Source organism: Sphingomonas sp. SORGH_AS_0870 (assembly GCF_031453175.1).
Lineage (GTDB): Bacteria > Pseudomonadota > Alphaproteobacteria > Sphingomonadales > Sphingomonadaceae > Sphingomonas.
Genome location: NZ_JAVIYW010000002.1, coordinates 562032 through 574236 on the forward strand (window position 1 = coordinate 562032; position 12205 = coordinate 574236).

13 protein-coding genes and 1 tRNA gene are annotated in these 12205 nt (G+C 68.3%); 7 read left to right on the forward strand and 7 right to left on the reverse strand.

What is annotated here, in order from left to right:
* Positions 1-6: 6 nt before the first annotated feature.
* Positions 7-1593: a peptide MFS transporter gene (locus QE363_RS03065; protein ID WP_309691670.1), complete on the reverse strand. Its 1587-nt coding sequence runs from the start codon at positions 1591-1593 to the stop codon at positions 7-9.
* 149 nt (positions 1594-1742) lie between these two features.
* Between QE363_RS03065 and QE363_RS03070 the strand changes: the two genes are divergently transcribed.
* Together QE363_RS03070 and QE363_RS03075 are read left to right on the forward strand one after the other, a co-directional pair.
* The gene (locus QE363_RS03070; protein ID WP_309698072.1) at positions 1743-2321 is read left to right on the forward strand and encodes a nitroreductase; all 579 of its coding nucleotides are present in this window, start codon (positions 1743-1745) and stop codon (positions 2319-2321) included.
* Between the two features lie 83 nt (positions 2322-2404).
* Positions 2405-2761 carry a GntR family transcriptional regulator gene (locus tag QE363_RS03075; protein WP_309691671.1) on the forward strand — a complete coding sequence of 119 codons (357 nt, stop codon included), beginning with the start codon at positions 2405-2407 and terminating at the stop codon, positions 2759-2761.
* On the opposite strand, the gene QE363_RS03080 is transcribed toward QE363_RS03075, so the two are convergent.
* The 4 genes from QE363_RS03080 to cobS form a co-directional block, all read right to left on the reverse strand.
* Entirely contained in the window at positions 2742-3752 is a 1011-nt protein-coding gene (locus QE363_RS03080) for a PepSY-associated TM helix domain-containing protein (RefSeq protein WP_309691673.1), read from the reverse strand. The two genes, QE363_RS03075 and QE363_RS03080, sit on opposite strands and share 20 nt — an antisense overlap.
* A 721-nt stretch (positions 3753-4473) precedes the next feature.
* Positions 4474-4719, reverse strand: coding sequence for a ribbon-helix-helix domain-containing protein (locus QE363_RS03085; RefSeq protein WP_309691674.1), 246 nt, complete (start codon positions 4717-4719; stop codon positions 4474-4476).
* The gene (gene cobT, locus QE363_RS03090; RefSeq protein WP_309691676.1) at positions 4716-6539 is read right to left on the reverse strand and encodes a cobaltochelatase subunit CobT; all 1824 of its coding nucleotides are present in this window, start codon (positions 6537-6539) and stop codon (positions 4716-4718) included. The genes QE363_RS03085 and cobT overlap by 4 nt, the downstream gene beginning before the upstream one ends.
* Positions 6540-6544: 5 nt before the next feature.
* On the reverse strand, positions 6545-7552 hold the full coding sequence (gene cobS / locus QE363_RS03095; RefSeq protein ID WP_307102269.1) for a cobaltochelatase subunit CobS: 1008 nt from the start codon (positions 7550-7552) through the stop codon (positions 6545-6547).
* Between the two features lie 210 nt (positions 7553-7762).
* Here cobS and QE363_RS03100 point away from each other — a divergent pair, with 210 nt between their 5' ends.
* Entirely contained in the window at positions 7763-8527 is a 765-nt protein-coding gene (locus QE363_RS03100; protein WP_309691681.1) for a VOC family protein, read from the forward strand.
* 379 nt (positions 8528-8906) lie between these two features.
* Here QE363_RS03100 and QE363_RS03105 read toward each other — a convergent pair whose 3' ends face one another.
* Positions 8907-9521 (reverse strand): J domain-containing protein, encoded by a 615-nt coding sequence (locus QE363_RS03105; protein WP_309691682.1) that lies wholly within the window; start codon positions 9519-9521, stop codon positions 8907-8909.
* A gap of 40 nt (positions 9522-9561) precedes the next feature.
* On the opposite strand from QE363_RS03105, the gene QE363_RS03110 reads away from it, so the two are divergent.
* From QE363_RS03110 to QE363_RS03125, 4 genes are read left to right on the forward strand one after another with little or no spacing between them, the layout of a single operon-like run.
* Complete coding sequence (locus tag QE363_RS03110; protein WP_309691683.1) at positions 9562-9846, forward strand: BolA family protein; 285 nt, start codon at positions 9562-9564, stop codon at positions 9844-9846.
* A gap of 4 nt (positions 9847-9850) precedes the next feature.
* Positions 9851-10543, forward strand: a complete 693-nt coding sequence (locus tag QE363_RS03115) for a glutathione S-transferase (protein ID WP_309691684.1) — start codon at positions 9851-9853, stop codon at positions 10541-10543.
* Positions 10540-10986, forward strand: coding sequence for an NUDIX domain-containing protein (locus tag QE363_RS03120; protein ID WP_309691685.1), 447 nt, complete (start codon positions 10540-10542; stop codon positions 10984-10986). The genes QE363_RS03115 and QE363_RS03120 overlap by 4 nt, the downstream gene beginning before the upstream one ends.
* Positions 10979-11878, forward strand: coding sequence for a pirin family protein (locus tag QE363_RS03125; protein WP_309691687.1), 900 nt, complete (start codon positions 10979-10981; stop codon positions 11876-11878). The genes QE363_RS03120 and QE363_RS03125 overlap by 8 nt, the downstream gene beginning before the upstream one ends.
* 249 nt (positions 11879-12127) lie before the next feature.
* Here QE363_RS03125 and QE363_RS03130 read toward each other — a convergent pair.
* A tRNA-Phe gene (locus QE363_RS03130) sits at positions 12128-12203 on the reverse strand.
* Positions 12204-12205: the final 2 nt, after the last annotated feature.

Genomic DNA, 12205 nt, shown 5'->3' on the forward strand with positions numbered 1-12205 from the left:
TTTGGTTCACAGCGGCTTCTGCTCCAGCCGCGTATCGACGCCCGCCGCCGCCGGTTCGGCCAGTTCCTTGTCGCCCGCCAGTGCGGCATCGGCCTTCAGCAGGTCGAGGTGCATCAGCCTGGCGATGAAGGGCGACACGACCAGCACGACGACGCCGATCCCGATCGAGAACCAGCCGATCCGCGTATAGACGTCGAGCACCTTGTCCGGCCCCGCGCCCTCGCCGCCGGTCGCCTGTGCGATCAGTCCGGCGATGAAATTGCCCGCCGCCGTCGCCAGGAACCAGGTGCCCATCATCAGCCCGGTCATGCTGGGCAGCGACAGCCGCGTCATCGCCGACAGCCCGACCGGCGAGAAGCACAGCTCGGCCATGGTGTGGATCAGATAGACGAGGATGACGAAGATCACCGGCGTCGGCGCCCCGGCATATAGCGCGGCCCCCGCCACCAGGACCAGAAAGCCCGCGCCCACGCCGACCAGCCCGATGCCGAACTTGAACGGCGCGCTCGGCTCCCATCCCCGCTTGGCGAGCAGGGTCCAGACCGCCGCGAAGACCGGGGCCAGCAGGATGATGAAGATCGAGTTGACCGACTGGAAGGCGGAGGCCGGGATCGTCCAGCCGAGCAGGCTGCGATCGACCGAGCGGTCGGTATAGACGTTGAGCGAGGAGCCCGCCTGTTCGAACAGTGCCCAGAAGAGCGGGCACAGCGCGATCAGGAACAGCGCGGCCAGGATACGGTCGCGATCGATCTTGCCCAGGGTGAACACCGCCCGCCACAGGATGAAGCCCACCGTGCCGATGCTGAACACGATCAGCAGCGTGCCGACCGCATCCTGATGCCGGATCAGCTGCCACGTCACCAGCGTCGCCACGATCGCGCCCAGATAGATCAGCCATTCGCGCGACAGACCGGCCACGACCGGCGCGCGCAATACGGGCAGCGAGGGCGCTTCACCCGCGCCGTGGAGCTCGCGCTTCAGCCCGATAAAGGCGACCAGGCCCAGCAACATGCCGATGCCCGCCGCGCCGAAGCCATAGGCCCAGCCCACCGTCTCGCCCAGCACGCCGCACACGATCGGCCCCAGCGCGCCGCCGCCGTTGATCCCCATATAGAAGATCGAGAAGGCTGGATCGCGCCGCATGTCGTCGCGGGCATAGAGTTGCCCGACCAGCACCGAGATATTGGCCTTGAGGAAGCCGGTGCCGATCACGATCGCGGCCAGCGCCAGATAGAAGCCCTCCAGATAGACGCCTTGCGCGCCCTGCGGCCCTTCCATCACCGCGATCAGCAAATGGCCGAAGGCGATGAAGATGCCGCCCGCCAGCACCGCGCGTCTGGCCCCCAGATAGCGGTCGGCCAGATAACCGCCGATCACCGGCGTGAAATAGACCAGCGACATATAGGCGGCGTAGATGCCGAAGGCCGGTTCGTCGGTGAACAGGAAATGCTTGGTCAGGTAGAAGACCAGGATGGCGCGCATCCCGTAGAAGGAAAAACGCTCCCACATTTCGGTGAAGAACAACAGGAACAGGCCTCGGGGATGCCCCAAAACCGTCTTGCCGCGCGCGGCGGCCTCATACGCAGTCGCCATGCCGGCGTTTACTCCATCGAAATCGCCCCGCGCGCCGGTCGGCACGCTGGGGCGTAATGGTTCGGTAACCTAGCGGCAAAGCCGCGACTGTAAATATCATGCGCGACGCCGTAAGGATCGAACCCATGAGCGATTCCTCCTCCGACATGGTGTTCAACGACCGTACGACCCCGCTTTCGCTGCTGGCGACGCGCCGCTCGGGCAAGCCGCGCGATCTGGTCGCGCCGGGGCCGGACGCCGCCCAGCTGGCCGAGATGCTGACCATCGCCGCGCGCACCCCCGATCACGGCAAGCTGGCGCCGTGGCGCTTCGTGATCGTGCCGACGGAGGCGCGCGGCCGACTGGCAGAGGTCATCACGACGGCGTACCGCGCCGAACGGCCGCAGGCGAGTGCGACCGAGATCGCCGCGCTGGACCAGTTCGCACATCAGGCGCCCTCGCTGGTCGTCGTCCTGTCCTCTCCCCGCACCGAAAGCCACATCCCGCTGTGGGAACAGGAATTGTCGGCGGGGGCGGCGTGCATGAACCTGCTCCATGCCGCGCATGCCATGGGCTATGCCGGGGGCTGGCTGACCGGCTGGCCCGCCTTTTCCGATGCGGTGCGCGACGCATTCGGCGCCGCGCCCGAGCGGATCGTCGGGTTCGTCTTCCTCGGCACGCCCGGACGCCCGCTCGACGAACGGCCGCGCCCGGACATGGCGCGGATCGTGTCGACCTGGGGCGGATAGGCCGAGCCGCTGCCGCGACGATCGTGCAAACGTTGTCACCATAGCCCCTCGACTTTCCCGAGGCGTTGCTGTATTAACTTGGCATGACAGCTCTTAGCGGCGACGACAGCCCGGTTTACATCCGCCTGCGCGGGACGATCGCGGCGGGCATTCTCAACGGCACCTACCGGACCGGGGACCAGCTTCCATCGGTCCGCGCGCTGGCGGCGGACCAGGGGGCGAACCCCCTGACGGTCGCCAAGGCCTATCAGAGCTTTCAGGACGACGGCTATGTCGAGGTGCGGCGCGGCGTCGGCATGTTCGTGATGCCGGGGGCCGCCGACCGGCTGCGCGCCGCCGAGCGCGAGAGCTTCCTGGCGGTGCAATGGCCGCGCATCCGCGACCATATCGACCTGCTCGGCCTCGACGCGACCGACCTGCTCAGCGTCGAGCGGGTCTGACCTTCGGACGCCGCGTCCAGGCGATCAGCCCGGTCGCCGCGGTTCCCAGCGCCAGCAGGCCGACCAGCACCGCCAGCGCGCGCCCGGCCCAGGACATGGTGCGACCATCATGCAGGCGGCGCGCCCAGGACAGCATCACCGGCGCGGCATGACCCGGCGCGGCGACCGCCCCGACGCTGTCATCGGCGACCTTGACGATGCCGGGCGCGGACCCCGCGAAATACAAGGTCCAGTCCGCCGAGCGTTCGGTCGGCCAGTCGATCGCCGATAGCGACCCTCGAGACCAGCGCTGCGCGCTGGCGACCACCCGCGCGACGGGCAGGGCGGGGCGGGCGACCGGCGGCGCGGGGCGCGGCGCGGTGGCCGTACCGGACAAGGCGAGCGCGATGCCGCTGACGGTCATGGCCAGCACTGGGACCGCCGACCAGAATCCGATCCCCCGATGCCAGGTCCTGACGGCGTCGCCTCTCCGGCCAGAGCGCCTGGCGGGCCGTTTGCGGGCCAACGCTGCCCAGAACCCGCTCAGTCCGGTCAGGACGATGGCGATCCCGGCGATCCCCACGATCCATCGCCCCGCCCCCGCCAGGAAAAGCCCGTCATGCAGGCGCCGGAGCGCGCCGATCACCCCGCCGTCGCGCCAGCCGCTGGCGAGGATATGCGCGGTCGGCGGGTCGAGGAATAGCTGGCGCTGCGCGCGGTCGCCCACCCGGTCGAGCGTCACGACGACCGGCGCGGATCCCTCGCCGAGCGCCAGCGTGGCGATCCGCTCGCCGGGGCGCAGGCGGCGAGATGCGGCGTCGCTATAGGCCTGTGCGGCGATCCGGGTTTCGCCGCTGATCCGGTATCGGTCCGGCGCGGCGATCCGCTCGATCAGCGGCGCACAGGCCAGGATCACGCCGGACAGCGCCAGCGCGACCGCGAACAGCCCGCTCACCAGCCCCAGCCAGCGATGGACCCGCAATCCCCGGTCGCGATGCGTAATGCCGGCCACACATACCCCGAAACAGACGGCGCGCCCTGCCGGAGCCGGGCGGCGGCGTCAATTGGGGAGGGGGGTCTTCCCCCACCTCCGCTCGGGCTGAGCGACGTCGAAGCCCGCGCCTGGTCCTTTGCTCCAGGGGGCAACCGTCATCCCATGGCCTTCGACTTCGCTCAGGCCGAACGGGGCGGAGGGAATGGGAGCATGATCGGTGCCGGAAGCGATCTTGCCCCAGTTATGCCAAGGGTTCGGCTGGTATAAGTCCACCCCTCCGTTCAGGCTGAGCGCAGTCGAAGCCCACGCCCCGTCCTTCGCCCCGGGGGCAACCGTCATCCCATGGCCTTCGACTTCGCTCAGGCTGAACGGAGGGAGGGATGGGGGTATTGTCGGTGCCGGAGGCGATCTTGCCCCGGTCATGCCAAGGGTTCGGCTGGCGTAAGTCCTCCTCCGTTCAGGCTGAGCGAAGTCGAAGCCCGCGCCTGGTCCTTTGCCCCGGGGGCAACCGTCATCCCATGGCCTTCGACTTCGCTCAGGCCGAACGGGGGGAGGGGATGGGGGTATTGTCGGTGCCAGAGGCGATCTTGCCCCGGTCATGCCAAAGGTTCGGCTGGTATAAGTCCCCCCCTCCGTTCAGGCTGAGCGAAGTCGAAGCCCACGCCCCGTCCTCGCCCCAGGGGCAATACTCATCCGTGGCTTGTCGACCACGCCCAGCTCCGCCCCTTCGCGAACCCGATCACCGCCGCAGGAACAGCCAGGACCGGATCGCGCTCGCCAGATTGGGGGGATCCTCCGCGCCGATCCGCAGCGCGTCGATCTCCGCCACCAGCGCGGACAGCGGCAGGGCATGCGCCACCGCCGCCTCTTCCAGCGCGGTCCAGAAGACCGGCTCCAAGCTGATCGAGGTCGCGTGGCCCGCGATCGTGATCGAGCGTTTGACCGGCCCGACGAAACCCTCCGCCGGGGGCGCGATCCGGCTCACGGGGTGTCGAACAGGCTGGCCAGCTGCTCGATGATCGTGCCGCCCAGCTGCTCGGCGTCCATGATCGTCACCGCGCGGGCGTAATAGCGGGTCACGTCATGGCCGATGCCGATCGCGACCAGCTCGACCGGGCTCTTGCTCTCGATCCAGCCGATCACCTGGCGCAGATGCCGCTCCAGATAGCTGCCCGAATTGACCGACAGCGTCGAGTCGTCGACCGGCGCGCCGTCGGAGATGACCATCAGGATGCGCCGCTCCTCGGGCCGCGCGACCAGGCGGCTATGCGCCCACATCAGCGCCTCGCCGTCGATATTCTCCTTGAGCAGCCCCTCGCGCATCATCAGGCCGAGATTGTTGCGCGCGCGCCGCCACGGCTCGTCGGCTTGCTTGTAGACGATGTGGCGAATGTCGTTCAGCCGCCCCGGCTGTGGCGGGCGCCCGGCGGCCAGCCAGGTTTCGCGGCTCTGCCCGCCCTTCCACGCACGGGTGGTGAAGCCGAGAATCTCGGTCTTCACCCCGCACCGCTCCAGCGTGCGCGCGAGGATGTCGGCGGAGATGGCCGCGATGCCGATCGGCCGTCCGCGCATCGAGCCCGAATTGTCGATCAGCAGGGTGACGACGGTATCGCGGAAATCGGTGTCGCGCTCGATCTTGTAGGACAACGACTGGCCGGGATTGACCACCACGCGCGCCAGCCGCGCCGCGTCGAGAATCCCCTCTTCCTGGTCGAAGTCCCACGATCGCGACTGTTGCGCCATCAACCGGCGTTGCAGCCGGTTGGCCAGCTTCGACACCGCCGATTGCAGATGCGCCAGCTGCTGGTCGAGATAGCCGCGAAGCCGCGCCAGCTCGTCGGCGTCGCACAGCTCGCCCGCCGCGATCACCTCGTCATATTGGGTGGTCCAGGGCTTATAGTCGAATTGCGACGCCAGATCGTTCATCGGGCGATTGGGGCGGGTCGGCTGGCTGCCTTCGTCGCCATCCTCGCCGGGTTCGCCGTCGAGATCGTCGAGCGAATCCTGGCTCTGCTCCTGCGATTCGCCGTCCTCGCTGTCCGAGTCGCGCTTCTCGGCGCGGGCTTCTACCTCGCCTTCGCCCTGGCCCTGTTCGTCGTCCTGATCGTCGCTTTCGTCCTCATTCTGCTGGTCCTCGCCCTCCTGGTCGTCGCCGCCCTCATCGGCCTGTTCGGGCTCGGCGGGGGGCTCGGCGAGTTCGAGGTCGGCGAGCATGCGCGCGGCCAGCGTCTGGAACCTCTTCTGATCGTCCATCGCGCCCGCCAGCGCGTCGAGATCGGTCGCCCCCTCCAGCCAGTCGCGGACCAGCGCCAGCGCGGGCGCGGTCTCGGCGGGCGAGGGACGCCCCGTCATCCGCTCGCGCAGCAGCAGCCCGAGCGCGGTCGACAGCGGCACCTCGTCGCGGTTGCGCGCCCGCGTCATCGGATCGGAGCGCAGCCGCACGTCGAGCGCATGCGCCAGATTGTCGCCGATCCCGGCATAGCCCCGCGCGCCCAGCGCCTCGATCCGCGCGGTCTCCACCGCGTCATAGACCGCACGCGCCACCGCTTCGGTCGGCGCGGCGCGGGCATGGAGCGCGGTGTCGTGCAGCTTCAGCCGCAGCGCGAAGGCATCGGCAAAGCCGCGCGCCTCGGCCACCTGCTCGGGCGGCAGCGCGCGGCCGGGCATCGGCACGCGGATATGCTTGCCCGATTGCGCGGGCGCATCGGCGGTGAAGGCCAGCTCCACCTCCGGCTCCTGCGCGATGGTGCGCGCCGTGCCGCCGAGGACCGCCTTGAACCGGTCGAGAGGGGTTTCGTTGCCCAAGGGAATCAGGCCCGGCTGACGACGCTCTCGGGCAGGTCCTTGCCGAACACGCGCTGATAATATTCCGCGACCAGCGCGCGTTCGTTCTCGTCGCACTTGTTCAGGAACGACAGGCGGAAGGCAAAGCCCGGATCGTTGTTGAAGATCAGCGTGTTCTGCGCCCAGGTGATGACCGTGCGCGGGCTCATCACGGTCGAGATGTCGCCGTTGATGAAGCCCTTGCGGGTCATGTCGGCGACGCGGACCATGTTCTCGACCAGCTGCTTGCCCTCGGGCTTGTCATATTCGCCCGACTTGGCGAGCACGATCTGCGCCTCGGTCGCGGCGGGCAGATAGTTGAGCGTCACCACGATGTTCCAGCGGTCCATCTGGCCCTGGTTGATCTGCTGCGTGCCATGATAGAGCCCGCTGGTGTCGCCCAGGCCGATGGTGTTGGCGGTGGCGAACAGGCGGAACCACTTGCTGGGACGGATGACGCGATTCTGGTCGAGCAGGGTCAGCTTGCCCTCGGTCTCCAGCACGCGCTGGATCACGAACATCACGTCGGGACGGCCCGCATCATATTCGTCGAAGACGAGCGCGGTCGGCGTCTGGAGCGCCCAGGGGAGCAGCCCTTCGCGGAACTCGGTCACCTGCTGCCCGTCCTTCAGGACGATGGCGTCGCGGCCGATCAGGTCGATACGGCTGATATGCGCGTCCAGGTTGATGCGGATGCACGGCCAGTTCAGTCGCGCGGCGACCTGTTCGATATGGCTGGACTTGCCGGTGCCGTGATAGCCCTGCACCATCACGCGGCGATTGTGCGCGAAACCGGCCAGGATCGCCAGCGTCGTGTCGGGATCGAACACATAGGCGGGATCGAGATCGGGGACGCGCTCATCGGCCTCGGAGAAGGCGGGCACCTCCATGTCGGTATCGATGCCGAACAGGTCGCGCACCGACACCATCTTGTCGGGTGCGTCGAGGATCGTCGTATCGCGGCTGTCGGGAAGCGTATTCGGGATGTTGGTCATCAGGCCCTCGTCTCGTCGCTCAACGCCTTAGGCCAAGCGCGGCTCCCTACTCAATGGCGGTGATCGCAGGAAGATGGCGGATCGGCCCGGTCGCGGCGATTGCGTCGGCGGGGCTTGGGCGTCATCGTCGGGGGAGCCGACGGGCCGCCGAATCGGCTCCGGGGAGCGTCATAACGCCCTGAGAGATCGGCAATATGATGGGGTGGGGTGATGGCGAATTTCATCTGGTACGAATTGCTGACCGACGATGCGGCGGCGGCGCAGGCCTTTTATGCGGGCGTGATCGGATGGCAGGTGGGCGACAGCGGCATCGCCGACCTGGATTACCGAATCTTCGCCACGACCGAGGGCGAGGCGATCGGCGGCCTGATGCAGCGGCCGCCGGGGGCGGCGGGCAAGCCGGTCTGGCTGGGCTATCTGCCGGTGGTCGATGTCGACGAGTCGCTGGCCACCATCGTCGAGGATGGCGGATCGGTGCTGATGCCCGCCTGGACCATGGCGGGCGTCGGGCGGATGGCGCTGGTCGCCGATCCGCTGGGCGCGCCCTTCTATATCATGGCGGCGGAGGAGGAGCGCCCGTCGCGCGCCTTTGTCGAGCATGGCACCGGCCCCGCGACCGGGCATGTCGTGTGGAACGAGCGGATCGCCAGCGACCCCGACCGGGCGCTCGCCTTTTTCCAGCGGCATTTCGGCTGGGCCCATCGCGGCGGGATGCCGATGGGCGAGCTGGGCGAATATCGCTTCCTGGCCGATGGGCCGGTGGTGCTGGGCGCGTTGATGGGGTGCCCGCCGGGGGGCGTGCCGGGATGGCATTTCTACTTCGCGGTGGAGGACATCGATGCCGCGGCGGCGCGCGTGACCGAGCATGGCGGCACGATCGCGTTCGGGCCGATGGAAATTCCCGGCGGCGATTATTCGCTGTCGGCGCTGGACCCGCAGGGCGCGCGATTCGGGTTGGTCGGGCCGCGGAGGTAACGAGGGCGGATCCTTTCCTTCCCTCGCCCCTCGCAGAGGGGAGAGGGTTGCGCAGACTTGGTCTTTGCGAGAGCAAAGACTTAGTCGGAGCTGGGTGAGGGGTGGGCGCTCGCTCCGCGAGCGCCGCGAGCCTTTGGGCTCGCTCAACCCCTCACCCAAGCTGCGCTAGCCAGCAGGCTGGCAAGCTTCGCTAACCCTCTCCCCTGTCCAGGGGAGAGGTGAAGAAGAAGTCCTGAATCGCGATCGGCCCCTTATTCCTCCCCTGCAAGGGGAGGTGGCAGGCCGCAGGCCTGGCGGAGGGGTGTCCCGCTATCGAAAGGGTGACACCCCTCCACCAGCTTCGCTGGTCCCCCTCCCCTTGCAGGGGAGGAATAAGCGTTCAGGCGAATGCCGGGGCCTGGCGGAGCTGTTGATAGGCCGCAATCACCTTTTGCAACCGCCCCTCATGGCTCCGGTCGCCGCCATTGCGGTCGGGGTGATAGCGCCGCACCAACTCGCTATACCGTCGCCGCAGCGCGCTGCGGTCCGCATTCGCCTCCAGCCCCAGCACTTTCAGGCTTTCGCGATCCTGCCCCGACAATGGCTTGCCGTCGCTGCGTTCGGGCGCGGCCTCGCGGCGATAGCGCGCGGCGATGGCGTCGAGCGGATCGGAGAAATCGGCCCAGCGCGGCCCCGGATCGGTGCCGCCTTGCGCAAAGGCGCGCGTCTCGCGCTCCCAGCCCGCATAGGGGCGTTGCGCGCGGTGAATCTCGTCGGCGCTCATGCCTTCGAAGAAATTGTACCGGCTGTTGAACGCGCGGACATGCTCCAGGCAGAACCAGCGGAACTGCCCCGGTCCGTCGCCGCTGCGCGTGCCCTCGGGCGGGGGCGCGCGAAACTCGCCCGCCTCGGCACAACCGGCATGGTCGCAGGCGCGGCCGGTATTTTCGACCCGGCCGTGAAACCGCGCGCCGGATTTATCCTTGGAGGTATCGCTGCTCGACCGACGTACCACGGCTATCCGCTTGTCCCGAAAAACCGTCTATATAGGGGCCATGACCGATATCACCACCGCCCCTGTCGCCGACCAGATCACCGCCCGCCTGACGCAGGCGCTGGCCCCCACCCATTTGGAGGTCATCAACGAAAGCGCGATGCATCTCGGCCATCTGGGCGATGACGGCACCGGCGAGAGCCATTTTCGCGTCATCGTCGAATCGCCCCTGTTCGCCGGGGAGTCGCGCGTCGCCCGCCAGCGCCGGGTGAACCACGCGCTGGCCGATCTGTTGTCCGAGCGTATCCATGCGCTGGCGATCAGCGCGAAGGCGCCCGGAGAATAAGCCCATGCCCTATGACCTGTGGTACTGGCCCGGCCTGCCGGGACGCGGCGAGTTCGTCCGGCTGGCGCTGGAGGCCGCAGGTCTGCCCTATCGCGACAGGGGCATGGAGGAGGGCGCGGAGGCGTTGCTCACCGATATGCGCAAGGGCGATCGCCCGCCCTTCGCGCCGCCCTATCTGCGCGCCGGGGGACAGGCGATCGCGCAGGTCGCCAACATCCTCCACTGGCTGACCGAGCGGCACGACCTGGCGCCCGCGCCCGAGCGTGTCTGGCTCCACCAGCTGCAACTGACGATCAGCGACATGGTCGCCGAGGTGCACAACGTCCATCATCCGGTCGCGACCGGCGCCTATTATCACGAGCAGAAGCCCGAGGCCGCGCGCGCCGCCGCGCAGTTCCGGGGCGAGCGGCTCCCCAAATTCCTCGGCTATTTCGAGGATGCGCTCGAGGACCGCGACTGGATGGCGGGCGGGTGCTGGTCGCCGGTCGACACCTCGCTGTTCCAGCTGGTCGCGGGCCTGCGCTACATGTTCCCGAAACGTATGGCGGCGGTCGAGCGCGACTATCCCGCGCTGATCGGCTTGCACGACCGTGTGAAGACCCTGCCCGGCATCGCCGCCTATCTGGACAGCGACCGGCGACAGGCGTTCAATGAAGACGGAATCTTCCGCCATTATCCGGAGCTTGATGCCGAATGACCCGCTTGCCCCGTCCCGCCGCGCGCATCCTCCTGGTGGATGGGGCGGGCCGGACGCTGATGTTCCGCTTCACCCCCGGCGATCGCCCGCCCTTCTGGTGCACGCCGGGCGGCGCGGTCGATCCGGGCGAGAGCTATGAGGACGCCGCGCGGCGCGAGCTGCTGGAGGAAACCGGGCTCGACCGCGATTGCGGGCCGCAGGTCGCGCGGCGGCAGGTCGAATTCCGCACCATCGAGGGGGTCGAGGTGGATGCCGACGAACGCTATTTCCGCGTCGACATCGACGCGCATGAGGTGACGGGCGCGGGCCGTACCGCGCTCGAACAGCGGGTCATGCAGAGCTGGCGCTGGTTCACCCGCGACGAACTGGCCGCCCACGCCGAACCCTATTTCCCGACCGACCTGATCGAGCTGCTCGACGCCACGGATGCGACCCATGTTTGACGATTTCCTGCTGCGTACGCTGCAACCGTCCACCCACGACCTGGGCGGGTTCAAGGTGCACCGGACGCTGCCCAACAAGGAGCGGACGATGGTCGGCCCCTTCCTGTTCTTCGACCAGATGGGCCCGGCGCAGCTGGCGCCCGGATCGGGGATCGACGTGCGGCCGCATCCGCATATCAACCTGTCGACCGTGACCTATCTGTTCGACGGCGCGCTGGGGCACCGCGATTCGCTGGGCACCGACCTGGTGATCGAGCCGGGGGCGGTGAATCTGATGACCGCGGGGCACGGCATCGTCCATTCCGAACGCTCGCCCGGCGAGACGCGGCCGCAGGGGCCGATCCTGTCGGGCATCCAGACCTGGCTGGCGCTGCCCGAGGCGCAGGAGGAGATCGACCCCGCCTTCGAGCATATCGGCGCCGACGCGCTGCCGGTGATTCAGGGGCAGGGGGCGACCGCGCGGGTCATCATGGGCGAGCTGTGGGGGGAGCGCGCGCCGACGACCACCTATGCGGGCACCATCTATGCCGACATCGCGCTGGAGCCGGGCGGGAGCGCGCCCATCGATGCGTCGGCCGAGGAGCGCGCCGTCTATTGCGCGCTGGGCGAGGCGAGCCTGGAGGGGATGCCGCTGGAGCCGCAGCGGCTCTACATCCTGAAGCCGGGGATCGCCGCGACGTTGCGGTCCGGATCGGGCGGGCGGGTGATGCTGTGCGGCGGCGATGCGTTCACCACGCCGCGCCATGTGTGGTGGAACTTCGTCTCCTCCCGCCGCGAACGGATCGAGGAGGCCAAGCGGGCCTGGCGCGCGCGGGAGTTTCCGACGGTGCCGGGGGACGATGCCGAGCGGATCGAGATTCCGGAGATTCCGAAGACCGTCAGCTATCCGTGAAGGGGGAAGAGTCGCGGGCTGCCCACTCGGTGAGACGCCTTGCCCTCCCCCAGCCCCTCCCGCCTGCGGGAGGGAAGTGGTGGGGGGCGTGGCCTTCGACTTCGCTCAGGCTGAACGGATGTTTGTAAACAGGACCTGATCCTACGCCCCGTTCAGCCTGAGCGAAGTCGAAGGCCATGGGGCAACGCCAGCCACGCGAAAACAGCCCGCCAGAAGCGAACCGTCAAAACACCATCGATGTCAGAAAAATGGTGCCCAAGGGCGGGATCGAACCACCGACACTGCGATTTTCAGTCGCATGCTCTACCAACTGAGCTACTTGGGCCC

What these genes read in the sequence shown, in the direction of transcription:
- QE363_RS03065 (WP_309691670.1), bottom strand. Translation starts at nt 1,593, where the DNA reads ATGGCGACTGCGTATGAGGCCGCCGCGCGCGGCAAGACGGTTTTGGGG.
- QE363_RS03075 (WP_309691671.1), top strand. Translation starts at nt 2,405, where the DNA reads ATGACAGCTCTTAGCGGCGACGACAGCCCGGTTTACATCCGCCTGCGC.
- cobS (WP_307102269.1), bottom strand. Translation starts at nt 7,552, where the DNA reads ATGACCAACATCCCGAATACGCTTCCCGACAGCCGCGATACGACGATC.
- QE363_RS03100 (WP_309691681.1), top strand. Translation starts at nt 7,763, where the DNA reads ATGGCGAATTTCATCTGGTACGAATTGCTGACCGACGATGCGGCGGCG.
- QE363_RS03110 (WP_309691683.1), top strand. Translation starts at nt 9,562, where the DNA reads ATGACCGATATCACCACCGCCCCTGTCGCCGACCAGATCACCGCCCGC.
- QE363_RS03115 (WP_309691684.1), top strand. Translation starts at nt 9,851, where the DNA reads ATGCCCTATGACCTGTGGTACTGGCCCGGCCTGCCGGGACGCGGCGAG.
- QE363_RS03120 (WP_309691685.1), top strand. Translation starts at nt 10,540, where the DNA reads ATGACCCGCTTGCCCCGTCCCGCCGCGCGCATCCTCCTGGTGGATGGG.
- QE363_RS03125 (WP_309691687.1), top strand. Translation starts at nt 10,979, where the DNA reads ATGTTTGACGATTTCCTGCTGCGTACGCTGCAACCGTCCACCCACGAC.